This is a genomic window from Paraburkholderia solitsugae (assembly GCF_013177695.1).
GTDB classification, from domain to species: Bacteria; Pseudomonadota; Gammaproteobacteria; order Burkholderiales; family Burkholderiaceae; genus Paraburkholderia; species Paraburkholderia solitsugae.
Genome location: NZ_WOEY01000081.1, coordinates 1 through 25,517, shown reverse-complemented (window position 1 = coordinate 25,517; position 25,517 = coordinate 1). Strand labels below are relative to the sequence as shown.

At 62.0% G+C, this 25,517-nt stretch carries 21 protein-coding genes; 10 read left to right on the top strand and 11 right to left on the bottom strand.

All coding sequences use genetic code 11. The features are described 5' to 3' along the window. The first annotated feature begins 1 nt into the window (after position 1). The gene (locus tag GNZ12_RS20490) at positions 2-742 is read left to right on the top strand and encodes a lysozyme inhibitor LprI family protein (RefSeq protein WP_172313027.1); all 741 of its coding nucleotides are present in this window, start codon (positions 2-4) and stop codon (positions 740-742) included. An 11-nt stretch (positions 743-753) separates the two neighbouring features. Here the strand turns inward: GNZ12_RS20490 and GNZ12_RS20485 are convergent, their stop codons facing one another. Further along, the gene (locus GNZ12_RS20485; RefSeq protein ID WP_172313058.1) at positions 754-1,680 is read right to left on the bottom strand and encodes a bestrophin family protein; all 927 of its coding nucleotides are present in this window, start codon (positions 1,678-1,680) and stop codon (positions 754-756) included. Between the two features lie 343 nt (positions 1,681-2,023). Here GNZ12_RS20485 and GNZ12_RS20480 point away from each other — a divergent pair, with 343 nt between their 5' ends. After that, positions 2,024-2,161 carry a hypothetical protein gene (locus tag GNZ12_RS20480; RefSeq protein WP_172313025.1) on the top strand — a complete coding sequence of 46 codons (138 nt, stop codon included), beginning with the start codon at positions 2,024-2,026 and terminating at the stop codon, positions 2,159-2,161. 568 nt (positions 2,162-2,729) lie between these two features. On the opposite strand, the gene GNZ12_RS20475 is transcribed toward GNZ12_RS20480, so the two are convergent. The 3 genes from GNZ12_RS20475 to zwf all read right to left on the bottom strand — a co-directional run bounded on the left by GNZ12_RS20475 (position 2,730) and on the right by zwf (position 7,039). After that, complete coding sequence (locus GNZ12_RS20475; RefSeq protein WP_172313023.1) at positions 2,730-4,646, bottom strand: bifunctional transcriptional regulator/glucokinase; 1,917 nt, start codon at positions 4,644-4,646, stop codon at positions 2,730-2,732. After that, entirely contained in the window at positions 4,624-5,361 is a 738-nt protein-coding gene (gene pgl, locus GNZ12_RS20470; RefSeq protein WP_172313021.1) for a 6-phosphogluconolactonase, read from the bottom strand. Before pgl ends, GNZ12_RS20475 begins: the two co-directional genes overlap by 23 nt. Positions 5,362-5,575: 214 nt before the next feature. Next, the gene (gene zwf / locus GNZ12_RS20465; RefSeq protein WP_172313019.1) at positions 5,576-7,039 is read right to left on the bottom strand and encodes a glucose-6-phosphate dehydrogenase; all 1,464 of its coding nucleotides are present in this window, start codon (positions 7,037-7,039) and stop codon (positions 5,576-5,578) included. Positions 7,040-7,570: 531 nt separating this feature from the next. Between zwf and GNZ12_RS20460 the strand changes: the two genes are divergently transcribed. The 4 genes from GNZ12_RS20460 (at position 7,571) to GNZ12_RS20445 (ending at position 12,022) form a co-directional block, all read left to right on the top strand. Further along, the gene (locus GNZ12_RS20460; RefSeq protein WP_172313017.1) at positions 7,571-8,818 is read left to right on the top strand and encodes an ABC transporter substrate-binding protein; all 1,248 of its coding nucleotides are present in this window, start codon (positions 7,571-7,573) and stop codon (positions 8,816-8,818) included. Positions 8,819-9,015: 197 nt separating this feature from the next. Further along, on the top strand, positions 9,016-9,957 hold the full coding sequence (locus GNZ12_RS20455; RefSeq protein ID WP_172313015.1) for a carbohydrate ABC transporter permease: 942 nt from the start codon (positions 9,016-9,018) through the stop codon (positions 9,955-9,957). Beyond that, positions 9,947-10,804, top strand: a complete 858-nt coding sequence (locus GNZ12_RS20450; RefSeq protein WP_148662094.1) for a carbohydrate ABC transporter permease — start codon at positions 9,947-9,949, stop codon at positions 10,802-10,804. The genes GNZ12_RS20455 and GNZ12_RS20450 overlap by 11 nt, the downstream gene beginning before the upstream one ends. Before the next feature lie 102 nt (positions 10,805-10,906). Continuing rightward, positions 10,907-12,022: an ABC transporter ATP-binding protein gene (locus GNZ12_RS20445; protein ID WP_172313013.1), complete on the top strand. Its 1,116-nt coding sequence runs from the start codon at positions 10,907-10,909 to the stop codon at positions 12,020-12,022. A gap of 132 nt (positions 12,023-12,154) precedes the next feature. Here GNZ12_RS20445 and GNZ12_RS20440 read toward each other — a convergent pair whose 3' ends face one another. Together GNZ12_RS20440 and GNZ12_RS20435 are read right to left on the bottom strand one after the other, a co-directional pair. Further along, a complete protein-coding gene (locus GNZ12_RS20440) occupies positions 12,155-13,072 on the bottom strand; it encodes a LysR family transcriptional regulator (RefSeq protein WP_172313011.1) in 918 nt (305 codons plus the stop codon). Between the two features lie 158 nt (positions 13,073-13,230). Continuing rightward, positions 13,231-13,890, bottom strand: a complete 660-nt coding sequence (locus GNZ12_RS20435; RefSeq protein ID WP_172313009.1) for a glutathione S-transferase family protein — start codon at positions 13,888-13,890, stop codon at positions 13,231-13,233. A 342-nt stretch (positions 13,891-14,232) separates the two neighbouring features. Between GNZ12_RS20435 and fliD the strand changes: the two genes are divergently transcribed. Continuing rightward, positions 14,233-15,750 carry a flagellar filament capping protein FliD gene (fliD, locus tag GNZ12_RS20430; RefSeq protein WP_172313007.1) on the top strand — a complete coding sequence of 506 codons (1,518 nt, stop codon included), beginning with the start codon at positions 14,233-14,235 and terminating at the stop codon, positions 15,748-15,750. Between the two features lie 100 nt (positions 15,751-15,850). On the opposite strand, the gene GNZ12_RS20425 is transcribed toward fliD, so the two are convergent. The 3 genes from GNZ12_RS20425 to trxB all read right to left on the bottom strand — a co-directional run bounded on the left by GNZ12_RS20425 (position 15,851) and on the right by trxB (position 18,501). Continuing rightward, on the bottom strand, positions 15,851-16,471 hold the full coding sequence (locus GNZ12_RS20425) for a trimeric intracellular cation channel family protein (RefSeq protein WP_172313055.1): 621 nt from the start codon (positions 16,469-16,471) through the stop codon (positions 15,851-15,853). Positions 16,472-16,484: 13 nt separating this feature from the next. Next, entirely contained in the window at positions 16,485-17,243 is a 759-nt protein-coding gene (locus tag GNZ12_RS20420) for a Smr/MutS family protein (RefSeq protein ID WP_172313052.1), read from the bottom strand. A gap of 259 nt (positions 17,244-17,502) precedes the next feature. Beyond that, positions 17,503-18,501: a thioredoxin-disulfide reductase gene (gene trxB, locus GNZ12_RS20415; RefSeq protein WP_172313005.1), complete on the bottom strand. Its 999-nt coding sequence runs from the start codon at positions 18,499-18,501 to the stop codon at positions 17,503-17,505. Positions 18,502-18,836: 335 nt separating this feature from the next. On the opposite strand from trxB, the gene GNZ12_RS20410 reads away from it, so the two are divergent. Together GNZ12_RS20410 and lolA are read left to right on the top strand one after the other, a co-directional pair. Continuing rightward, complete coding sequence (locus GNZ12_RS20410) at positions 18,837-21,152, top strand: DNA translocase FtsK (protein WP_172313003.1); 2,316 nt, start codon at positions 18,837-18,839, stop codon at positions 21,150-21,152. Positions 21,153-21,370: 218 nt separating this feature from the next. Further along, a complete protein-coding gene (gene lolA / locus GNZ12_RS20405) occupies positions 21,371-22,108 on the top strand; it encodes an outer membrane lipoprotein chaperone LolA (protein WP_172313001.1) in 738 nt (245 codons plus the stop codon). Positions 22,109-22,227: 119 nt separating this feature from the next. Here lolA and GNZ12_RS20400 read toward each other — a convergent pair whose 3' ends face one another. Then, the gene (locus GNZ12_RS20400) at positions 22,228-23,148 is read right to left on the bottom strand and encodes a LysR family transcriptional regulator (protein WP_172312999.1); all 921 of its coding nucleotides are present in this window, start codon (positions 23,146-23,148) and stop codon (positions 22,228-22,230) included. Between the two features lie 170 nt (positions 23,149-23,318). On the opposite strand from GNZ12_RS20400, the gene speB reads away from it, so the two are divergent. Further along, positions 23,319-24,308 carry an agmatinase gene (speB, locus tag GNZ12_RS20395; protein ID WP_172312997.1) on the top strand — a complete coding sequence of 330 codons (990 nt, stop codon included), beginning with the start codon at positions 23,319-23,321 and terminating at the stop codon, positions 24,306-24,308. 106 nt (positions 24,309-24,414) lie between these two features. Here speB and cytX read toward each other — a convergent pair. After that, positions 24,415-25,517 (bottom strand): putative hydroxymethylpyrimidine transporter CytX (cytX, locus tag GNZ12_RS20390; RefSeq protein WP_172312995.1); only part of this gene is annotated, 1,103 nt, incomplete at its 5' end.

Sequence of the window (25,517 nt, the reverse complement as noted above, 5' to 3'; positions counted from 1 at the left end):
GATGAGGGGAGTGACGTCCCGGTTGGGCGCTGACGTCTGGCGGCGCGCGTTTGGCGCGCTCGCCCTGACGTCGGCGATGTCGGCGGCGGTGTTTGGCGTCGCGCCGCTTCAGGCGCATGCCGAAGTCGCCGCCGCCGATCCGATCGACGCGTCGATGCGCGCCTGTCTTGCGCGCAGCGACATGTCGTCAACGACGGGGCAGGTGCAGTGCATGGACAACGCGCGGATCGGCTGGAAGGCCGCGTTGGACGGTGCGTGGCAGCAGCTTCAGGCGAAGTTGCCGCAGGCGCAACGCAAACCGTGGGAAAGGAGCCAGGCAAGCTGGCAGGCCTCGCGCGATGTCGAGAAGGAGTTGCTGGCGGCCGTGTTCGAGACGACGCACGGCTCGATGTACGTGCTGGCCGAAGCCGATATGCAGTTGCAGCCGGTGCGTGACCGCGCGCTCGCGCTACGCAGCGCGGTGGCCAGAATCAGCGCCGGCGGCGACCCGCCGCGCCGTCCGCGCGTGTGTACCGCGGACGCGCAATGCGAACACGCGATGTTCGATCTGAACCGCTATTACCGCCGCTTGCAAGCGAAGATGCCGGAGCGCTCGCGCCCGACGCTCGTGCGCGCACAAAAGGCCTGGACCGCGTATCTCAACGCCACCACGCCGGTGATCGATGAGCATGGGCGCATCGACATCATCGGCGCACGGGTGGCCACGCTCAAACGTTTGTCGGAGACCGTCGGCAACGACTGAGTGCACGCGGCTTACGTAAGCACGTGGGTGTCGGTTTGCGACAAGGGCCGCGCAAATGCCGGCTCCCCTAGCAGGTCGCGCATGGCGTCTTCGATACTGAGCGACATTGTTTCGAGCGCGAGATCGTTGTCGTCGGTGCCGAAGGGCTCTTCGATCTGCGAGGCGATTGCTTCGTGCGCCATGAAGGTGTACGCGACGAACACCGCGAAGACCGGCGTGAAGATCCCGATGCTGTCGACCAGTCCGAATGGCAGGACTGCGCAGAAGAAATACACCGTGCGGTGAATCATCACCGAGTAGGCGAAGGGCAGCGGCGTTGACGCGATGCGCTCGCAACCGCCGATTACATCCGACAGACCATTCAAGTTTCGATCGAAGGCGAGCACCGCCATCGGATCGATCGCGCCTGCTTGCGCGTGGCGCTGCACCCATTCGCCGAGAAACAGCAGGAGTGTCGCCGGTTTGTAGCGCGACGCTATGACGCGGTCGAAAAGCGCTTTGGGCAGGCGTGCCGCGAGATCTTCATGCGGGTCGCTGTTGCGGAGCTGGTGACGCAGGGCATGGGGGAGGGCGCTGAGGGCGGCGACGAACGCCTTGATGTCTTCCTTTGGCAGCTGTTTGTTTTGCAGCGTGAGCGCCTGGCGGGTGAGCGAGCGGGATTCGTTCAGCAACTGGCCCCAGAGTTTGCGGGCTTCCCACCAGCGGTCGTAGCTGGCGTTGTTCCGGAAGCCCAGAAAGACCGCTAACGCTATGCCTACCAGCGAGAATGGTGCGGTGGTGTTGAGATTGAGGGAGACCGGCAGCAGGTGGTCGTGAGCGGCCACGGCGACGATCGCAATGCAGAATATCAGGGATAGCCTTGGCAGCAGCTGCGGGAGGACGGAGCCTCTCCACGCAAGCAGCATGCGGAACCAATGGAGATGGGGGCGGATGATCATCAGAGTTCGGTTCTGGTTTTTTGCCTTCGGCGGGTGGGGGTTAATTATCGCCTTTTTAGCTGGTTGCCTGCGCGGCGCTTGTCTGTATGCCTGCGGCGTTGGCCTCTCCTTGATTTCTTGGTGGTCTATTAGCGTTGCCCCTGTGCGGGGCGGCACTTACTTTCTTTGCCGCCGCAAAGAAAGATAAGCAAAGAAAGCGGCTCACACCGCCAGCTCATAAGCGGGTCCCCCGCACAGCCACGGTAGTGGTGCATCTGGAATCTGTGTCCTCGCACATTCAACCTTAGTGACAAGGCCGTCATGCTTCCCGCCACGCACTACGTGCTCGCCGGAAGGGTTCATCGTGCAAACCCACGGCTTCGCTTCGCGCAACGGAGACCATTGGCTTCGCCTCGGCGATACGCTGAAAATGCTGGATGGCTTTGGCTTTGGCTTTGGCTTTGGCTTTGGCTTTGGCTGTGCCGCTGGGCGCGTCAAGTAGCTAGCTGTCGCTAGCCTCCAAACACTGAAGGCAGTTAGTAATCCTATGAAGCGGCAGTGGGCGAAGCGATCGCTGGTGGTTTGTAGGATTTCCGCTGCGTGTCGGGAACAACGGAGGGTTTGATCAAGTACCGTTGAGCGCGGCAACAGGGCGCGGTTTGAAGAACTACCGCGTCGGCGCGCGCAGCGCCGCCGGAAGTATGACGCCCTTGTCACTAAGGCCGAATGTGCGAGGTGACAGATTCCAGATGCACCACTACCGTGGCTGCGCGGGGGACCCGCTTATGAGCTAGCGGTGTGAGCCGCTTTCTTTGCTTATCTTTCTTTGCGGCGGCAAAGAAAGTAAGTGCCGCCCCGCACAGGGGCAACGCTAATAGACCAATAAGAAATCAAGGAAAGGCCAACGCCGCAGGCAAACAGACAACAAAGCGCCGCGCAGGCAAACAAACCAGGCAAAGCCCAACGTCGCAAGCAAACAGACGAAACAAGCGCCGCGCAGGCAAACAAATCAAGGAAGGACCAACGCCGCAGGCACACAAACAATGCCGCCGCGAAGGCCCCAAAAAACCTTAATCCCGCGCCGAAGAAGCCGCCCCATGACTCAACCAATCAAGCACAGCAGTAGCATCATCATCCGCACCCTGTCGCGCCTTAGCGACCGTCTCCGCCACATCCGCGCTAGGCACGGCGCGCCGAATCGCCACACCAACAGCAAGAATATCAATCATGACGAGATGCAAAATCCGCGAAATCATCGACAACTGCGACTCGCGAATCTCGATATGATCGGTCTCCAAAGCAACAGTAGCCCGCTTCGCCAAAGGCGTATTACTAGACGTAATGGCAATCACCTTAGCCCCCGCCTGCATGGCGACATCCAGCACACGCAGTAGCTCAGGCGCACGCCCCGACTTCGACACGGCAACGATCACATCACCTTTGCCAAGCAACGCGGCGGAAGCCGCCTGCATATACAGATCGCCATAGGCAATCGTCGGAATGCCAAATCGGAAGAACTTGTAATGCGCATCCTGCGCGACAATGTTCGAATTGCCGAGTCCATAAAACTCGATCCGCCGCGCGCCGTTCAACAGATCGATCGCCCGCTCGACCTGGTCGAAATTCAAATGCTCGCGCAACTGCAAAATCGCGGAAATCGTATTGTCGAGCACCTTCGCGCCGAAGTCCGTCGCGGTATCGCCCAGATGCACCTGGCTATGACTCACCGGAATCGTGCCGGTCAAACCCGTCGCCAGCTTCAGCTTGAAATCCGACAAACCCTGGCAGCCGAGCGAACGGCAAAAGCGGATCACCGTGGGCTGGCTCACGTCGGCCTTGCGCGCGATGTCCACGATCGGATCGTTGATGATCGAACGCGGATGATTCAACGCGAGATCGGCCACGCGGCGTTCGGCCGGCGTCAACGCATCGCGCATCTGGCGAATCCGCTCGAACACGGCCGATGAACTACCGCCCGCGCGGTTCGACAACTGCTCCGCGAGAATCGCCGAAACCCCCAGAAACGCCGGGTATTCAGCGGTAATCACGTAGGTCGGCACGTTCTGCAAATACGCCTCGAAGCGGCCCTTCGCCTCGAACCGTTTGCGAAACGACGAACGCGCGAAGAATTCGCCGAGCCGCGGCACGACGCCGCCGCCAATGTAGATGCCGCCCAACGCGCCGAGCGTCACCGCGATATTGCCCGCAAAGGTGCCGAGAATCCCGCAGAACACGTCGACGGATTCGGCCGCGAGCGGCTCGCCTTCCATCGCGCGCTTGACGATCTCGATCGTGTCGACGTTCGCCGCCACGCGCTTCTTGTCGCGGCCCGCCAGCGCACGGTAAATCACTTCGAGGCCGGGACCCGCTGCCACACGTTCGAACGAGACATGCGACCACTTCTTGCGTGCGTATTGCAGCACGATATCTTCGCGTTCGTCGGCCGGCGCGAAGGTGGCGTGGCCGCCTTCGCTGCCGAGCGCGATCCAGCGGTCGTCGGCAGGAATCAGGCCGGATACGCCCATGCCTGTGCCCGGACCCAGCAAGCCGATCACACTGTTCGGGCGACGCGAACCACCGCCCACCTGCACGCGCTGCGCGTCGGTCAGGCCGGGCAGGGCCATGGCCAGCGCGGTAAAGTCGTTCACCACGAGCAGCGTGTCGAAGCCGAGCGCACGGCGCGTGGCTTCGATCGAAAAGCTCCAGTCATGGTTGGTCATGCTGACCTGATCGCCGTCGACCGGGTTCGCAATCGCAATCGCCGCGTGATTCACGCGGCCGATCTTGGTGTCCTTCAGGTACTTCTTGATGACTTCGGCCACGCCCGGATAGTCCGCGCACGGATAGACCTGCACCGAGCCGATTTCGCCCGGGCTGTATTCGAGCGCGAAGCGCGCATTGGTGCCGCCGATGTCGGCCAGCAGCCTCGGTCCATCGGCGTGCTGGCCCGCGCCCGGCACAGCCTTAGTTTGCACACCAGTAGACATCGAGTCTCACTCCCTTGTCGTTTGCCAACTGCGAGATGGCATTTTTTTGTAGCGAAGCGGCGGCGGCATTCAGCACGTCCATCTTTCGCGGTCCTGCGATCAGCAAAAACAGGTGCTTGACTTCTTTCAAGGCGGAGAGCGACCAACTCACGCGCGCATGCGGCGCGCTGCCCGGATGGACGGCCACGAAACGTTCGGGGGTGATGATCGCATCGTCCCATTCGGGCGCATCCGCGAAAATCGACGCGGTGTGGCCGTCTTCGCCCATGCCGAGAATCGCGACGTCCGGCACGGCGCTAAAGCGCGAGTCGGCGTTCAGCGCGGCAACGTGCGCGTTAAGGTCTTGCGTCGTGTCGACCAGCGGCCAGAAAGCGGCGTTCTTCGCCGCGTTCTGCAACAGCGTGTCATGCACGAGTTGCGAATTGCTCGCGCTGTCCGTTTCCGGCACCCAGCGGTCGTCGACCAGCGTCACGGCAATGCGCGCCCAGTCGAAGGATTGCGTGGACAACGTCTGCAGGAACGGACGCGGACTCGTGCCGCCGGACACTGCAAGCATGGCCGGGCGCACGCCGGTTGCGGACATGCCGGTTGCGGACGTGCCGGTGACGGACGTGGCCGCCTGTGCGGCGAGCGACGCATGTAACGCGTCGCCAACCGCTTTCGCCAACGCGTCGGATTGGGCGCGTTGATCGTCGAAAGCGTGAAGCTGGATCACTTCTCCTCCGTGCTGCTTTCTTGTTAGATCTGCGGAACGTGCTGTACTGCTTTCACGCGATGCCTGCAAGCGGGATGACTTGCAGGCGCCTTCGTGATACCGGCGCCATTCCGTTCAGTTCGTCGGTGGGTCTTGCAGGCGCTGTGCGGTGCTTCGATCGGGATCGCGATCAGGATCAGGATCAGGCAAGGCACAGCGCCGTCATTCAGTTGGTTCAATTCTCTTCTTCGAGCCAGCAGGTGCCGTGCTGCGCCAACATCGCGCTCGCGGCGGCCGGTCCCCACGTGCCTGCTGCATACGGCTTGGGCGGCTTGTTCGACGCGGCCCATTCGTTGAGGATAGGTTCGACCCAGCGCCATGCTGCTTCCTGCTCATCGCGCCGCACAAACAGCGCGAGGCGGCCATTGATGACATCGAGCAGCAGGCGCTGATATGCCTCCATCTGCCCTTCGCGGAAGAACCGGTCGAACGCGAGGTCGAGGTGGACGCTGGCGAGGTTCATGCCTTCGCCCGGCTGCTTCGCGAGACAGTAGAGGCGAATGGTCTCGTTCGGCTGCAAACGGATCACGAGACGGTTCGCACCGCCGCGCAACGCGGACGCGCCCAATGCCGAATGCGGCACCGCACGAAAATTCACCACGATCTCAGCGACACGATCCGCGAGACGCTTGCCCGTGCGCAGGAAGAACGGCACGCCGGCCCAGCGCCAGTTTTCGATTTCCACCTTCAACGCGACGAAGGTTTCAGTCGTGCTGTCCGGCTTCACGCCTGGCTCGGTAGCATACGCCGGCACCGCGTTGCCGCGGATCACGCCCGCATGATACTGGCCACGCACCGCGACCTTGCCGATATCGCGCGGATCGATCGGCTTCAACGCGCGCAGCACGCGCAGTTTTTCGTCACGGACCGAGTCGGAATCCATCGAATGCGGCGGTTCCATCGCGACGATGGAAAGCAGTTGCAGCAAATGGTTCTGCACCATGTCGCGCAAGGCGCCGGTGTTGTCGTAGAAGTCGCCGCGCGCTTCCACGCCGAGTTCTTCCGCAATCGTGATCTGAATGCTTTCCACCCATTCACGGCGCCACAACGGTTCGAACAGCACATTGCCGAAGCGCAGCGCGAGCAGGTTCTGCACCGGCTCCTTACCGAGGTAGTGGTCGATCCGGTAGATCTGTTCTTCAGCGAAGATTTCACCCACTGCATCATTAATTGCGTTGGACGACTTGAGGTCGTAGCCGAGCGGCTTCTCCAGCACGATGCGCGAATTTTCGTTGAGCCCCACCGAGGCCAGCGCGTGGCAGATCGGCACGAACAGCGACGGACCCGTGGCCAGATAGAACACGCGGATGCCAGGCCGGCCGCTCAAGGCGTCGCGCAGCAGCGTGAAGTCTTCGGGGTTGCCGAGGTCGATCTTCACGAACTCGATACGGTCGAGGAAGCTCGCCCATGCTGTTTCATCCACACCGTTCTTCGATACGTGCGGCTTGACGTGCTCATTGACCCAGTCAATGTAGGCAGCCCGATCGGCCACATGCCGAGCCACCGCGACGATCTTGCCGCTGTCGGCCAGCATGCCACCTGCACGGTGCGCTTCAAACAGTGCCGGCAGGATCTTGCGCATCGACAGATCGCCGGTTCCGCCGAAGAGAACGAAGGTGAAGCTTGAATCGGTTTGCATGAGTCTCCGTCGATATCCTGGGGCCGCCGTGGGGACCGAAAAGGGCGACCGTAGTCCGATAAAATATTTTTTGACACTGAATTGTAGTTTAACTACAATCCAAATCAAGAGGTAGCGCTAAATCGATGAAAAAAGCGTGCGCTGTGAGGCTAGATGCGCGTTTTCCCGAATCGGCAGGCGTCCCCTGCATGTTAACGGACATTGCGTGCGAGCACGTGCCAGCATGCCCCCGGCGGTCTTTACGGAAAGCCGGAAGGCGGGTCTGGCGTCAGGGTTAACGTGTGAGACACCTCGAGTCTGCCGCGCGCGACGCGGGCAGGCAAAAATCAAAAGAGGAGACAGTCAGTTGCATCCCGATCCACTCATCTCTTGAGCTTCCAGCGGCCGGATAGCGGTCCGCCGGCACATGCCTTAAGCATGCGCCCGACCGTGCTCGATCGCCCAGTGTTTTGCCTGTTTGAACCAACCACAGCACCCTGGCGACATCAGGGGCCATTTGTTTTTTGTTCAGGTGTCTGGAGGAGATAAGCAATGAAATTTCGCGCGATCATGGGCGCTTTGTGCGCCGCGGGTCTGATGTGTGGCGTCTCGGCTGTGCAAGCTGCCGAGTCGGTCGAAGTGTTGCACTGGTGGACTTCGGGCGGTGAATCGAAAGCCGTCGGCGTCCTTAAGGACGACATGACGAAGCAGGGTTACACGTGGAAGGACTTCGCGGTTGCTGGCGGCGCAGGCGCGGCTGCCATGACGGCACTCAAGACGCAGGTGATCTCGGGTAATGCGCCGACCGCAGCCCAGATCAAGGGTCCGCTGATCCAGGACTGGGCGGAGCAGGGCGTGCTGGTGCCAATCGATGCGGCCGCTGGCGACTGGAAGAAGAACCTGCCGCCGGAAATCGACAAGATCATGCACGCGGACGGTCATTACGTTGCGGCGCCGTTCTCGGTGCACCGCGTGAACTGGCTGTACATCAACAAGGCCGCGCTGGACAAGGCAGGCGGCAAGGTGCCGACCACGTGGCCTGAGTTCTTCGCGGTGGCCGACAAGATGAAGGCCGCGGGCATCCAGCCGATCGCGATGGGCGGCCAGCCGTGGCAAGACCTGACGCTGTGGGAAGACGTCGTGCTGTCGCAAGGCGCGGGCTTCTACAAGAAGGCGCTGGTCGACCTCGACGAGAAGACGCTGACGTCGGACCAGATGGTCGGCGTGTTCGACACGGTCCGCAAGATCCAGGGTTACTTCGACGCGGGCCGTACGGGCCGTGACTGGAACCTGGCAACGGCCATGGTCATCAACGGCAAGGCCGGCATGCAGTTCATGGGCGACTGGGCGAAGGGCGAGTTTGCCAACGCCAACAAGAAGGCCGGTTCGGACTACATCTGCGCTGCGGTGCCGGGCACGGAAAAGGCTTACACGTTCAACGTCGACTCGTTCGTGTTCTTCCAGCAGAAGGGCCAGAAGACCGCAACGCCGGGTCAATTGGCACTGGCCAAGACGATCATGTCGCCGGACTTCCAGGAACAGTTCAGCCTGTACAAGGGCTCGATCCCGGTTCGTCTGGGCGTGTCGATGGCCAAGTTCGACGACTGCGCGAAGAAGTCGTACGCGGATGAACAGGTGGCGATCAAGTCGGGCGGCTATGTGCCTTCGCTGGCACACGGCATGGCGCAACCGGATGCAGCAGCCGGTGCGATCTCGGACGTGGTCACGAAGTTCATGAACTCGCAGGAAGATTCGAAGACCGCGGTTGCCGCGCTCGCGAAGGCAGCAAAGACCAAGTAAGTGATGTAAGCGAAGTGGTGCGCCTGGCGGTTCCCCTCGTGGGCGCCGGGCGCGTTCTTCGGATTGCTTGCAGCCGTTGCGTTACTTAGGGCGAGAGACTTCACCCCTGGTTTCATCGAGTCACACCTATGCCGTTCCGGCCTCGCGTGTTCCATGCGTGAGCGCCCCGGCGGTACAGTTTCAGCAGGAGTCGAGTAGTGACTGCTTCTATTAGCGGAAACGGGAAAACCACGGCTTCCGTGACCCGCCGCACGTCGCCGATGGCGGCCCTGGCCGATCGCTGGATTCCGAAGCTGGTGCTCGCACCCAGCGTCGTGATCAGCCTGATCTTCGTGTATGGCTTCATCGCTATTACCGGTTTTCTGTCGCTGTCGAATTCGCGACTGATGCCACGTTATGACTTTGTCGGTCTCGATCGTTATCGCGAACTGTTCGATAACGATGTGTTCTGGACCTCGGCGGCCAACCTCGGCTGGTTCGGCATTCCGTTTATCGGTATCTGTATCGGCCTCGGCTTGTTCCTCGCGATCCTGCTCGATCAGCAGATCCGCAATGAAGGCGCGCTGCGCGCCGTGTTCCTGTACCCGATGGCTCTCTCGTTCATCGTGACGGGTACGGCGTGGCAATGGATCATGACGCCGAGCGTCGGTCTCGAGAAAGTGTTCCACGACTGGGGCTGGACGAGCTTCTCGTTCAGTTGGCTCGGCGACCCCAATAAGGCGATTTTTTGCGTCGTGATCGCGGCCGTGTGGCAGTCCACCGGCTTCGTGATGGCGCTGTTCCTCGCGGGTTTGCGCGGTGTCGACGGTGAAATCTTCAAGGCCGCGCAGATGGACGGCGCGGGCTTGCCGACCATCTATCGCAAGATCGTGATTCCGAGCATGCGCCCGGTGTTCTTCTCCGTGCTGCTGATTCTCTGCCACATCACGATCAAGACCTTCGACCTGGTCGTCGCGTTGACAGCGGGCGGTCCGGGTACGTCTTCATCGCTGCCGGCTATTTTCATGTACACGTTTTCGTTCAATCGCGGGCAGCTGGGCGTCGGCGCGGCATCGTCGATGATGATGCTCGCTACCGTTGTGGCCGTGCTCGTGCCGCTGATGTATCTGGAATCGAGGAGCACCCGCAATGCAGCCTAAGATGACGATCAGCCGTGCCGTCATTTATGCGGCCCTGATACTGTTCGCCCTGTATTTCCTGTTTCCGCTGTACGTGATGCTGTCCACGTCGTTCAAGGACATCGACCAGCTGCGCTCCGGCAACCTGCTGACTCCGCCGACTCACTGGACTATCGATCCATGGATCAAGGCATGGAGCGGTGCGTGTACCGGGGTGCGTTGCGACGGCATGCAACCGTTCTTCATGAACTCCGTGCGCATGGTGATTCCGGCCGTGCTGATCTCGTCGATCATCGGCGCGTTCAACGGTTATGTGCTCACGCACTGGCGCTTCCGTGGCGCGGATCCGATCTTCACGATGATCCTGGTCGGCTGCTTCATTCCGTTCCAGGCGATCCTGCTGCCGATGGCGCGCTTCGAAGGCTTGCTCGGCCTGTCCAATTCGATAACCGGTCTGGTGGTGGTGCACGTGATCTACGGTATCGCTTTCACCACGATGTTCTTCCGCAACTTCTACGTGAGCATTCCGGCTGAACTCGTGAAGGCCGCGCGGATCGACGGTGCCGGTTTCTTCACGATCTTCACGAAGATTCTGATGCCGGTGTCGTTGCCGATTTTCATGGTGTGCCTGATCTGGCAATTCACGCAGATCTGGAATGACTTTCTGTTCGGGATTGTGTTCTCCGGTGTCGATTCGATGCCGATCACGGTGGCGCTAAACAACCTCGTGAACACCTCGACCGGCGTGAAGGAATACAACGTGGACATGGCCGGCGCGATCATCGCCGCACTGCCGACCTTGCTCGTCTATATCGTCGCCGGACGCTATTTCGTGCGCGGCCTGACAGCTGGCGCAGTCAAAGGCTAAACCCGGGGCTAAACCATACGCATCGCGGCGGGGCGTCGTTAGTGCGCCGCCGTCATCCGACCAGAGTTTTCAAGCTGTACCAGAGACAAGAGGATTCACAGCATGGCAAGCCTTTCCATCCGTGACGTGTACAAGACTTACCCGAACGGGGTGCCGGTTCTGAAGGGTGTCAACATCGACATCGAAGACGGCCAGTTCCTGATTCTCGTTGGTGGCTCGGGCTGCGGGAAATCGACGCTGCTCAACATGATCGCCGGCCTCGAAACCGTGACCAAGGGCGAGATCCAGATCGACGGCAAGACGGTGAACAACCTCTCGCCGAAAGATCGCGATATCGCGATGGTGTTCCAGTCGTACGCGCTGTATCCGTCGATGACGGTGCGCGAGAACATCTCGTTCGGCCTGGGTATCCGCAAGGTGCCGAAGCAGGAGCAGGCGCAGATCGTCGATCGCGTGTCGAACACGCTGCAGATCACGCACTTGCTGGACCGCAAGCCGGGTCAGCTCTCCGGTGGTCAGCGTCAACGCGTGGCCATGGGCCGTGCGCTCGCGCGCGATCCGGTGATGTTCCTGTTCGACGAACCGCTGTCGAACCTCGACGCGAAGCTGCGGATCGAGATGCGTTCGGAAATCAAGCTGCTGCATCAACGCCTCGGCACGACGATCGTCTATGTGACGCACGATCAGATCGAAGCGATGACGCTCGGCGATCGCATCGCGGTGATGAAAGACGGCATCGTCCAGCAGTTCGGCGCGCCGCAAGAAATCTACGACTCGCCGGCGAATCTGTTCGTGGCCGGCTTCATCGGCGCGCCGCCGATGAACTTCATCCAGGGCAAGCTGGTGGAGCAGGGTTCGGGCGTCGGCATCGAACTGGATACGGGCACGGCGCGCAATGTGTTGAATCTGCCGTTCGATTCGGCGAAAGTGAAGTCGCACATTGGGCGCGAAGTGATTCTCGGCTTGCGCCCTGAGCGGATCACCGACGCACGCGGTGCGCATGGCGACCACGCGAACTTGCAGTCGATCGACGTGAATGTCGACGTGATCGAGCCGACTGGGCCGGACACGCTGGTGTTCGCGCAGGTCAACGGCAAGCGCATTGTGAGTCGCGTGCACCCGGCTTCGAATCCGCAGCCCTTGTCGACAACGACCTTGTTGTTCGACGCGTCGAAGGCGGTGTTGTTCGATCCGACTAATGAAGAGCGGATTGCCTGAGGCAAATTATTCGCTGAGCCATTCGAGTTGAAGAAAGCCCCATGCGTTGAGAAACGCATGGGGCTTTCTTTTGTTGTTTGCTAGTGTTTTTTTGCGCAATGCCTGGAACCTGTCGTCTCCGCGCCGTGACGTTCAGGTGTTCGTGATGCGCAGATCCGGATTGTTCCGCGCCAGTTCGGTGACCCACTCGGTGAAGGCACGAAGCCGTGAACTCAGATTGCGGCGATGCGCGTACAAAATAGATAGCGGCGTGCCAGGGGTCGTGTAGGTCGTGAGGATTTCCGTGAGTGCGCCTTGCGCGATCAGATCCGCGACCATGAAGCGCGACGGCTGGATGATGCCGTGGCCGAGCGCGCTCGCGCCGATATAAACGCTGCCGTCGTTCACCGCGAGCACGCTCTTCAACGTGACCTTGACGATCTCGCCATCCACCTCGTACTCGAACGGGAAGGTCTTGCCACTGCGTGCGGAAACGTAGTTGACCGCACGATGCTCGCTGAGCTCTTCGAGCGTGGTCGGCGTGCCGTATTTCTCCAGATAGGCGGGCGACGCGCAGGTCACGATCCGTGCCTGGCCGATGTGCCGCGCGACGAGACTCGACTCCTCCGGCGTGCCCATGCGGATCACGCAATCCACTCCGTCCTGAATCAGATCGATATTGCGATCCGCCAGCCCGAGCCGCACGTCGATCTCAGGGTATTGCCGGTAGAAATCGTCGAGCGCGGGAAGCAGCAGCGCACGGGCGAGCGTGCCAGACGTATCGACGCGAATCGTGCCGCTCGGATTTTCGCGCTTGTTCGACAGCGACGATTCGGCTTCGGCGACTTCCGCGAGGATGCGCACGCAGCGGTCGTAGAACAGCGCGCCGTCTTCGGTGACGCTGACCTGCCGCGTCGAGCGGTTCAGGAGGCGCACGCCGACGTGTTCTTCCAGAGCCTGAATCGTGCGGCTGACTTTGGCGCGGGGCAGGTCGAGCGATTCAGATACTTTGGTGAAGCTGTTCGCTTCGACCACACGCGTAAATATCTCCATCGCTTCGAAACGGTCCATGTTTTGCCTTTTGTAAGGAATGGGCGGAAGTGGGTTTCGAAGTGAAGTGTATAGGGTGGAAATCGTGTTGTCGCGATGGGGACGGGCCCGCAAGCGGACCACCCGTTTGACCCGCGCGTCTGCCGGCGTATTCGTCGGACAGCGTCGGGTCCGTGCGTTCAATCCCGGTCGGGCGCGCCGAGCGGGAACAATGGGCGGTACGGGCGCGCTTCGTCGACCGCGCGCGCGAACGATGGCCGTGCCAGCAGGCGCTTGCGGTAGGCGAGCACGTGCTCAAAAGCCGGGCCGATGCGATGCGTCCAGTCGGCATAGAACAGGAACGGCGCGGCGCCGCAATCGGCGAGGCTGAACGTATCACCGGCCGCCCATTCGCGCCCGGCCATCACCTTGTCGAGCCAGCCGTAGGCGGTGTCGAGCGTGTCGCGGGCTTCCGCCACCGCGCGCGGGTCACGCTCCGGCTCGGCGCGCAGGCTGTCGTACACGATCTTTTGCTGCGGCGTGGAGATGTAGTTGTCGAAAAAGCGATCCATGGCGCGCACTTCCAGCGCGGCGCGGGCATCGGCCGGCAGGAGCGGCACCGGTCCCGGGTGATACAAGCTGAGATATTCGATGATGATGCTCGCCTCCGGCACGGTCCGGCTACCGTCGACCAGCACCGGAAAGCGCTTGATCGGCCAGAGTGCGGCGAGCTCCGCTATGACCTGTGCGTCGTCGTGTGACAGCAGACGCAGTTCGAACGGCGTGCCGTTTTCGTAAAGCGCGGTCAGGACCTTCTGGCAGTAGGACGAGAAGGGGTGGGCATAGAGCTTCAGGGTCATCGTAGTTCACCTATGGCGGTTGCTAAGGGCGCTGTGGCGCGATGACGGCCGGGGGCCGTTTACCTGACGACGAACGACGGCGAAGGAAATCGACCGCCGCAAAAATTTTAGCGGAAGACAGGCATTCATCCGCTTTCGCTAATGACCGGACGCTAAAAGCTTATGCGCCGTGATTTGTTACGACAAAACGCTACAAACTCTTCAAGAAAGATAGTGTAACATTTGAAAAAATTGTAAGAAAACTGACGTGACCGCGACGTAGCCGGTTTGCCACCGCAATCAGAAAGACCACCGGGGCGTCACGCAATGAATAACGAATAACTCGCCGCACGGAGCCTTTGCATGTCAACGATCACCACGACGTCTGTGAACAGCGCGACCTCCAACGCGCAGAGCCAGTTGCAGCAAGCGGCGCAATCGATCATCAGCGGTTCCACCGGTAACTCGACCATGGACGTGGCATCGCTGGTGTCGGCCCTAGTGAATGCGAAGACGGCCGGTCAGACGGCGGCGCTGAAGGCCAAACAGACGAGCGAGAGCACCGTCCTGTCGGCTTACGGCGCCCTGAGCTCCGCGTTGAGCGCCTTGCAGGCGGCAATCAAGAGTCTCTCGGACGGAACCACCCTGTCAACCTTCGGGGCCACCGCGAGCGGCAAGGGTATGGACCCGAAGGCCGGTCCCGGCGCGGTCGCCGGCAGCTATACGATCGACGTTAAGCAAATCGCCGCGTCGCAGAGCCTGTCGTCGGCGGCGTTCGACGCCACCGCCAAGCTGGGCACCGGCAAGTTGACTATCGAGGTCGGCGGCAAGTCGATGGATGTCACGGTCGACAGCACCAACAACACGTTGACGGGTATTGCCAACGCGATCAACAAAGCGGGCAACAATCCGGGCGTCACGGCCACGATCGTGACCGGCACGGGCGGCGCCCACCTGGTGCTGCGCTCCACCACCACCGGCGCGGCCAACACGATCAACGTGTCCACCGGCGACGTCCAGAACGACAATGGCCTGTCGAGCCTCGGCGTGACCTCGACGCCTGGTGCGAACGGTGCGGCGTCCTCGATCGTGTCGTCGGATACCAACAAGGCCTGGCGGCAGAGCGAGGCCGCTCAGGACGCGCTATTCACCGTCGGCGGGATTGAGGCGAGTAGTTCCAGTAACGCGGTCACATCGGCGATTTCCGGCGTCACGCTGAATCTGTCGAGCGCCGCGGTCGGCACCACGCAGACGCTGACGATCGCGTCGGACACGACCGCGCAGAATACGGCCATCACCAACTTCGCTAATCTCTACAACACTGTCGTCACGACCATCAACTCGCTGTCCTCGTACGACAAGTCGTCGAAGACCGGCGGCGCGCTGCTCGGCGACTCGACGCTGACGACGATCAAAAATACGTTGGCGTCGATCATCGGCGGCGGCGGCGGCGTCGGCACGGGGACGTCAGCGGTGGGGCTCGCTTCGATCGGCATCTCGCTGAAGGGCGATCCGGCGGACGGCACGCTGGTGATCGATAACAAGAAGCTGACTGCGTCGCTCAGCAGCAGCCCGGCGCAGGTCGCCGCGTTGTTCAACTCGACCAACGGCCTTGGCGTCAAATTGAACAAGAGCATTACCGACTTCGTGAAGACGGGCGGCATCATCGACACCCGTAGCACGGCGCTGAATGCCGACCTTAAGAGCATCACGGCGCAGCAGACCACACTCGCCAACTACAGCGCGGCATTGACGAAGCAGTACCAGAATCAGTTCACCGCGCTCAACACGTTGATGGCGACGATGAACAACAACGCCAACTACCTGACGGCGCTGTTTGGCGGGCCGAAGAGTGCGGGGGCGTTGGCTAGCAACAAGTAAGGCAGCCTTCAAAGCACGCGCCGTCTGGCTCCAGGCGGCGCGTTTTTGATGAGGCAGGTTTGATGAAACCGGCTTGGCGAAGCAAGCTCATTGAGCAAATTTAGTGAGGCAGGCGGACATTGAACCTGAACGTCACCAGTCTCGCCAGCAGGATGAAGGCGGTGGCGATCAACACGCCATACACCGTATCGACGTTCATGTAGTCCAGCAGCACGTACAGCCAACACCCCACAAAAGCGCATGTCGCATACGGCCGCGAGTCGCGCAAAATCAGCGGCACCTCGTTGCATAGCACGTCGCGAATCACGCCGCCGAATACGCCGGTCAACACCCCCATCATCACCGACGTAAACCACGGCATCTGCGCGTCGTGCGCGATCGACGTGCCGGAAATACTGAACAAGCCTAGTCCCACGGCATCGGCCACCAGCAAGACCCGCTCGGAGAGCAGGCGCGACGTCATTTTCAATAGCGTCGGCGCAAACAACGACATCACGAAAATTGCGATCAGATAAGCCTGATGTTCGACCCAGTAGAAGGGCCGCCGTTCGAGCAGCACGTCGCGCAACGTCCCGCCGCCGAAGGCCGTCGCGATCGCCACGAGGAAGGTCCCTACCGCATCGAGCCGTCGGGTCCTGGCTTCGATAAACCCGGAAATCGCGTACGCGAACAGAGCCAGCGCCTCCATGATGGTCAGCGCCAGCGTCAGCCTCGGATGGATCACCGGGACTCCGTCAGTATTTGGGGGAAACCGGCAACGCACCCGGCTGCAGCAGCACGACCACCGCACCCGCGCCGCCGTCATGGGCACGCGCCTGACAGAAGGCGATGACCTCGGATTTCTGCACGAGCCACGCGCGCACTTTGCCCTTAAGGACAGGTTCTTTGCCGATCGATCCCAGGCCCTTGCCGTGAATGACGCGCAAGCACCGCAGGCCACGCTTCACCGATTCACGAATGAACTCGGCCAACGCCTCGCGCGCTTCCTCGCGACGCATGCCGTGCAGATCGATTTGCGCCTGCACGATCCAATCGCCACGCCGCAGTTTGCGCACGACCTCCTGGCTTATGCCGGGCCGGCAATAGGAGAGCGTTTCGTCGGTGTCGAGCAGGATCTCGGGATCGAACTCGTCGGAGATCGCTTCGTGAAGCACGGCTTCTTCGTCGAGTTTGGTTTGCACCGGCAGCGGCGCAGGAGGATTGCGCGGCAGGCTGGCGCGTTGCGGGACCGTCAGCGGCGCAACTGCGCCGATCTCGCGGCGAAACAGATCGGCATCCGCCGACGCTTCGCGCTGCGCTGCCACTGCCGCCACGCGTTCGCTCTCACGCCGTTGCGTGTCGCCCTTTAACGCATCGCGCAACGCGCCAAGGCCGGCTAGACCCGCAGCCGGTTCGATCTTCGGTTTGACCACGGGTGCGGCCGTCTCGGGCGCGGACCTGGCAACGGCACGTGCGCGCTTCGGTTCGCTAGGGTGGGGCTGATTCTTCGGCATATCGGTAATACACGCAGAAAAGTAGATCGATCGCGCGACGCCGGTTGCGGCGCCGAAACCGGCCACGGCGCGTCGCAACGCCTGGCCGTCGGGCTGGGCAAGCGTACACGCAAGGGCGCGGACCGGCACCAGCCTGGCGCCGGGACGACACAAAAAAGGCCGCTGGCTTCTCAGCCGCGGCCTTTTTTCAAGCAAGCGGCCAGGCCATGCCCAGCCGCCATTTTACCGTCGTGCTTACCCTCGCAGATTCTCGGGATGCTTAACGCTCGGCTTCCGCGCTCATCACGTGCTCGCCAATCTCTTCGATGGTTTCCAGATAGCGCTGCGCGTCGAGCGCGGCCATGCAGCCCGTGCCCGCGCTGGTGATCGCCTGACGATAGACGTGATCCTGCACGTCGCCCGCCGCGAACACGCCCGGCACGCTGGTTGCCGTTGCGAAACCGTTCAGGCCGCCCTTGGTGATGATGTAGCCGTTCTTCATCTCCAGTTGACCTTCGAAAATGTCCGTGTTCGGCTTGTGGCCGATCGCGACGAAGATGCCTTGCAGCGCGATGTCCGTGGTGTCGCCGGTTTGCGTGTTCTTGATACGCAGGCCGGTCACGCCGGACTGGTCGCCGGTCACTTCGTCGAGTGTGCTGTTCCACTTGATCTCGACCAGGCCTTCCTTTTCCTTCGCCAGCAGACGGTCGATCAGGATCGGTTCGGCACGGAACTTGTCGCGGCGATGGATCACCGTCACTTTCTTGGCGATGCCGGACAGATAGAGGGCTTCCTCGACTGCGGTATTGCCGCCGCCGATCACGGCCACATGTTGTTGCTTGTAGAAGAAGCCGTCGCAGGTGGCGCAAGCCGACACGCCTTTGCCCATGAACAATTCTTCAGACGGCAGGCCGAGATACTGCGCCGATGCGCCGGTCGAGATGACCAGCGAGTCGCAGGTGTATTCGCCCGAATCGCCGATCAGGCGAATCGGCTTCTCATCCAGCTTGGCCGTATGGATGTGGTCGAAAATGATTTCGGTGTTGAAGCGCTCGGCGTGCTCCAGGAAGCGCTGCATCAACTCCGGGCCTTGCACGCCGTTGCCGTCAGCCGGCCAGTTTTCGACGTCGGTCGTGGTCATCAGCTGGCCGCCTTGGGCCAGACCCGTGACGAGCACCGGCGACAGGTTGGCGCGTGCCGCGTAGACCGCCGCCGTGTAGCCGGCGGGGCCGGAACCGAGAATCAGAACTTTGGCGTGTTTCGTGGAAGTTGCGGGCATGATCGAATCCTTTTACGGCGCCCGGCTCGCCCATGCGAGGCCGCGCGACTTGAGCTGAAACTATAGATGGGTATCAGAGCGGCATTATAAAGGGCGGCACGCCGGCCTGCTCCATCAAGCTTTCTGATCGCGGCGATAGCGTCGCCGTGGGCCACGGCACCCTTTCGTGAGGTCAATTGGCTAAGTTACCGTCATTTACAGCCTCGCGTGAGGCACTGCGTTTACAATAGGCCGCATCGATGGACCCGGCAGCCGGGACCGGGTCTGGGGCCGCCTTAAGCGCCGCTTCGGGCCGCGACTCTGGCGGCAAATCGGCCACACAAGCAACAGGATCAATGGCAAAAGCTCCCTATTCCGCGAGCGCGCAGGCATTGCCGCACCGTATGTCGCGCCTCTTCACCGAAATCCGCTGGATCTTGCAGGTCGCGCTCGGCGTCTTCCTGCTCATGGCGCTCGTCAGCTACAGCCGGCACGATCCGAGCTGGACGCATGCCGCGCAGGTCGACCACATCGCCAACTGGGCGGGCCGCGTCGGCGCATGGACATCCGACATCCTGTTGCTGCTGTTCGGCCTGTCCGCCTACTGGTGGATCGTGCTGCTCGGCCGCCATATCTCCGCCAATTACCGCCGTATTACCCGTCACGAGGAACTAGAGGACGACGCGCCGCGCGATGCCGGCTGGCTCGCGGACGCGTTCGCGTTCATGCTGGTGTTGCTCGCCTGCGACGGCATCGAAGCGCTGCGCATGTGGTCGCTGAAAGTGCAGTTGCCGCGTGCGCCGGGCGGCGTGATCGGCGAGGCGGTCGCGCGCGGGGTGTCCCATGCGCTCGGCTTCACGGGCGGTACGTTGGCCCTGCTGATCGTGCTCGGCATTGGTTTGTCCCTGTATTTCCGTTTTTCGTGGCTGTCGGTGTCGGAAAAGGTCGGCGAATCGATCATTTCCGCGGTCACGTTCGCCAAGCTGCGCCGCGAGGCCGGCCGCGACCGTAAATTGGGCGAAGCCGCCGCCGTGAAGCGCGAAGGCAAGGTCGAAAAGGGCCGCGTGCGGATCGAGGAGCACGAGCCGGTCATGATCGTGCCGCCGGTCGTCACGCCCGCCAAATCGGAGCGCGTCGAGAAAGAGCGGCAAGTGCCGCTGTTCACGGACTTGCCGGGCGACTCCACCTTGCCGCCGATCTCGCTGCTCGACGCGGCGCCCGCCGCGCAGGAAACCATTTCCGCCGATACGCTCGAATTCACGTCGCGTCTGATCGAGAAAAAGCTCAAGGACTTCGGCGTCGAAGTGAGCGTGGTCGCCGCGTATCCGGGCCCGGTCGTCACACGTTACGAAATCGAGCCGGCCACTGGCGTGAAGGGCAGCCAGATCGTCGGTCTGGCGAAAGATCTCGCGCGTTCGCTGTCGCTGGTGTCGATTCGCGTGGTCGAAACGATTCCGGGCAAGAATTTCATGGCGCTGGAGTTGCCGAACCAGCGCCGTCAAACCGTCAGTCTCTCGGAGATTCTCGGTTCGGCGGTTTATGCGGACGCGGCTTCGCCGCTCACCATGGGCCTCGGCAAGGACATCGGCGGCAAGCCGGTGTGCGCCGACCTCGCGAAAATGCCGCACTTGCTGGTGGCCGGTACGACCGGTTCGGGCAAGTCGGTGGGTATCAACGCGATGATCCTGTCGCTGCTTTACAAGGCGAGCGCCGACCAGGTCCGCATGATCCTGATCGATCCGAAGATGCTCGAAATGAGCGTCTACGAAGGCATTCCGCATCTGCTCTGTCCGGTGGTGACGGACATGCGCCAGGCGGGTCACGCGCTCAATTGGGCGGTTGCCGAAATGGAGCGCCGCTACAAGCTGATGAGCAAGCTCGGCGTGCGTAACCTTGCCGGCTACAACAACAAGATCGACGAAGCCGCCAAGCGCGAAGAGAAGCTGCCGAATCCGTTCAGCCTGACGCCGGACGATCCTGAACCGCTGTCGCGCCTGCCGAACATCGTCGTCGTGATCGACGAATTGGCCGATCTGATGATGGTGGTCGGCAAGAAGGTCGAAGAGCTGATCGCGCGGATTGCGCAGAAAGCACGTGCGGCGGGCATCCATCTGATTCTGGCGACGCAGCGTCCGTCGGTCGACGTGATTACCGGTCTGATCAAGGCCAACGTGCCGACGCGGATGGCGTTCCAGGTGTCGTCGAAGATCGACTCGCGCACGATTCTCGACCAGCAGGGCGCGGAATCGCTGCTCGGCATGGGCGACATGCTGTACCTGCCGCCGGGCAGTGGCTTGCCGGTGCGGGTGCACGGCGCGTTCGTGTCGGACGAGGAAGTGCACCGCGTGGTCGACAAGCTCAAGGAGCAGGGCGAGCCGAACTATATCGAGGGCATTCTCGAAGGCGGCGTAACGGGTGAGGGCGACGAAGGTTCCGCGGGCGCAGGGGGAAGCGGTTCGGGCGACGGCGAGTCGGACCCGTTATACGACCAGGCGGTCGACGTGGTGCTGAAGAACCGCCGCGCGTCGATCTCGCTGGTACAGCGGCATTTGCGCATCGGCTATAACCGCGCGGCGCGCCTGCTCGAGCAGATGGAGAACTCGGGCGTGGTATCGGCGATGTCGTCGAACGGCAATCGCGAAATTCTGGCGCCGGCGCGGGAAGCGGAATAGGCCATCCCTACGGCTATTGCGGCGAACCAGCCGCAAAGCACAGCGTATAAGACCCGCGCATAAGTCCTGTTTAAGGCTTCTTGCTTAAGCTGTTACCCAAGGCCGGGGGCGCGTCCCTCGGCTTCGCGGTTCAAGCTAACCGCGACGGTCACGCGGCCGCAGCCCCCAAATCCCGCCGCCGTGACCGCTCAACAAATTCAATCAAGGGAGAAAACACCATGCAGCCATTCGCGCAGCAGCACGCACGACAGAGTGCTCAACCCAGCCGTTTCGGCAAACTCGCTCGCACAATCGTACGTGGCATCGGCAGCGTGGCGATCGGTGCGTCGATGCTTGTCGCATCGCAGGCATTCGCGAGCGGCACCGAGCAACTGAAGGCGTTCGTCGCGCAAATCCACTCTGCGCGCGGCACGTTCGTGCAGCAGGAAGTGCGTGCGCCGAGCAAAGCGGCGGGTGCAAGCGGCGCGAGTGGCGCGCTGTCCACGGCTGGCAAGACCGGCACGTCGAGCGGCACGTTCACGTTCGCGCGTCCCGGCAAGTTCATCTGGCAATACGAGAAGCCTTATGCACAACTGCTGCAAGCCGATGGCGACAAGCTCTACGTGTATGACAAGGATCTGAATCAGGTGACGGTGCGCAGCCTCGGCGGCGCGCTTGGGGCAAGCCCGGCGGCGATCCTGTTCGGCAGCAACGATCTGGAAAAGAACTTCACGCTGCGTGATGCAGGCGTGAAGGCCGGCATCGACTGGCTCGAACTGACGCCCAAGGCGAAAGACACGCAGTTTCAGCGCATCGGCATCGGCTTCAAGGATGGCAATCTTGAAGCGATGGAACTGCACGATGTGTTCGGCAACGTGACGCTGCTGACTTTCTCGAACATCCAGAAGAACCCGCCGCTGCCGGCCGATGCGTTCAAGTTCACGGTGCCGAAAGGCGCGGATGTGATCAACGGGTAAGTTGATTGCTGTAGCAGTTTGATTGGCAGACAGGCCGCGTCATCGAGCGCGGCCTTTTCAATTGCTGATCGAGAGCCGATGGGCCGCCGATCGCGCCGCGCGCCGGGTGTGCCGAACCCCTACACATCCACTTCCAGCACCTGCGCAGGATGCGCGGCCTTCATATCGTCGATAAACGCTTCAACGATATCCGTTCGATGCTGACGCGCCCGCGTGACCATATGAAACGCCACGCGGTAACGCATCTGTGCCGGATTCACCGCCGCGAGCAGACCTTGTTTGACGAACGGCGCTGCAAAATGCCCCGGCAAATAGCCGAGATGATGCCCCGAGAGCACCAGCATCGCGACCGCTTCCATGTTGTCCGCGACGGCGGTCACGTTCTGCGGCGTGGTTGAACTTTCGGCTTCAGGGAGCGGATAACTGCGCCACGCCCATTCGTGAGCCGCAGCTTCAGCAGGCGACACCTCGCCCGCCTGATCGAACAGCGGATGCCCCTTCGCGCAATACGCGAACTGATCTTCGGCGAACACCTCGGTGTATTCAAGCGACGGCACGCGATGCCAGAAATAGCCGATGCCGACCTGAATCCGGCCGTTCAGCAACAGTTCTTCCAGCTCGCCCGGCGAGCGCACCAGAATCGAAAACCGCACCGATTGATCGCGCGCCCGAAACCGGCCGATCGCGTCGCTGATCCGCGCGCTCGCCGACACCGGCGTGTGGCCGATCATGCCGATATCGAGCGTGCCGACCAGCTTGCGGCCAACATTGCGCGCCTGCATGCCGAAGGTGTCGACGGCGGATAGCAGGGCGCGGGCTGCGACGATGAATTGTTCGCCGCGCGCGGTCAGGCTGAAGCCGCCACGGCCGCGCTCGCACAGCCGATAGCCAAGGCGCGTTTCCAGCGTGGCGAGTTGCGTGCTGATAGTCGACTGGCCGACGTTGAGCGTGGCCTGGGCCGGCGAGACGCCGCCGGCGTCGACGATGGCGAGGAAGACGCGGATTAGCCGCAGGTCGAGATCGGTGAGTTGGGAGAACATACGTCAGGATACATCGCTACGAATCAATGTGAAGTTTATTCTGTTCGTATTTTAACTTGCGGGAAACTGCTCAAGAATCGAGATTCGTCCGGCAAGGTGCGCTTTTCTATTGATCACTCGGCCGGTTGCACGGTTTTGCTTACAGTCCCCCTTTTCATTGCCGAGACACGATGAATACTTCCTCCTTCATTTCCCCCGAGGCCGGTGAACGGCCGCAACCGCTGTCCGGCAACGCCATGCCCCGTTGCGGCGGCATTGCGACGATGATGCGGCTGCCGAACGTCGGCTCGGCTGAAGGGTTCGACGCCTGCTTCGTCGGTGTGCCGTTCGATCTCGGCACCTCGAACCGCACGGGCGCGCGCTTCGGGCCGCGCCAGATCCGCAGCGAATCGGTGCTGCTTCGCCCGTACAACATGGCGACACGCGCCGCGCCGTTCGATTCGCTGCGCGTGGCCGATCTCGGCGACGTCGCGATCAATCCGTACAACCTGCACGATTCGATCAAGCGCATCGAAACCGCGTACGACGAAATCCTCCAGCACAACTGCAAGCCGATCACGCTCGGTGGCGACCACACGATCGCGCTGCCGATTCTGCGCGCGATTCATCGCAAGCACGGCAAGGTCGGTCTGATTCACGTGGATGCACACGCCGACGTCAACGACACGATGATGGGCGAGAAGATCGCACACGGCACGCCGTTTCGCCGCGCGGTGGAAGAGGGCTTGCTCGACTGCGACCGCGTCGTTCAGATCGGTCTGCGTGGCACGGGTTACGCTGCCGAAGATTTCGACTGGTGCCGCGATCAGGGCTTCGAAGTCGTGCAGGCCGAGGCGTGCTGGAACCAGTCGCTGGTGCCGTTGATGGCGCGCGTGCGGGAACGCATGGGCGACGGTCCGGTGTACATCACGTTCGATATCGACGGTATCGATCCGGCGTTCGCGCCGGGTACGGGCACGCCGGAAATCGCCGGTTTGACGGTGCCGCAGGCGCTGGAAATCATTCGCGGCTCGCATGGGCTGAACATCGTCGGCTGCGATCTGGTCGAAGTGGCGCCGCCGTACGATCCGTTTGGCACGACCGCGCTGCTCGGCGCGAATCTCGCGTTCGAATTGCTGTGCGTGTTGCCGGGCGTCGAGTATCGGGCTTCGACGCGTTGAACTGCGCAGTGGACTGCGCGTTGAACTGACTCAGGTTGATGACGCATCAAGAGAAAAGGCCTGCAATTTGCAGGCCTTTTCTGTATTGCGATGACCCTTGCTCAGCTCACGCGTAAGCCGTCTTCCGGGCCGACACCAGCGCCAGATAGCACACCGCACCAATCGCCAACGAGGGCAACGTAGCGCCCAGATCCGGCAGCCATTGATTGATCGCCTGATACGACACGATCCCGATTGCCCACGACGCGAACGCGCTCAGATGCCAGCCGCCCGAGAAGCCGTATCGGCCGCGCACATCGCCGAGCACGGCGGCTTCAATGCGACGCTTGCGCACGATGAAGTGATCCACGAGCACCACGCCGAACAGCGGCGCGAACACCGAGCCGATCAGCAGCAGGAAGTTCTGATACTTCGCCATCGGCACAAGCAAGGCGATCGCCGTGCACAACGCGCCGAATGCCGCCGACAACAACGGCACACTGCCGCGCGTCCAGAACGTGCCGGTCGAGACCGCAGCCGAGTGGATATCGGCGAACGCGTTGTCCACTTCGTCGATCAGGATCAGCAGCAGGGCGAGGCCGCCGCCCGCTTGAGCCAGCGCGCCGGTCAGCAGCGCGTCGCCACCGCCGGCCGCGAGACCGTAGATCGCGCCGAGCGCATAAAACCAGATGTTCGCAATGCCATAGCCGAGCAGCGTGCCGCGGAAGGTCTCGCCCGGGCGCCGGCCGAAACGCGTGTAGTCGGAGATCAGCGGCAGCCACGAGAGCGGCATCGCGACCACCAGATCGATGGCGCCGCCGAACGACATCTCGCCGGTGCCAGGACGGCGCATCAGCGCGGCGAGATCATGCTTGGCCAGCAGATTCCACGAGAGCCACGCGGCGCCCGCCAGCAGCAGCCAGATGCCCCACGTGCGCAGAAAACGCCGCACGAACGACAGCGGGCCGCTGATCGCCAGCAGCGTCGCGAGCAAGCCGAAGACCACGGTCCAGATCAGCGGCATCGAGAAACCGAAGGCTTGCTTGGCGAGCGCATCGGCGGAATCGCGCATCACGATCACCTCGAACGAGCCCCAGCCGACCAGTTGCACCGCGTTCAGCACGGCAGGCACCGATGCGCCGCGCACACCGAGCGTCGGCCGCAGCGAGGACATCGCGGCAAGGCCGGTGTCCGTACCGATGATGCCGACCAGCGCGAGCAGCACCACGC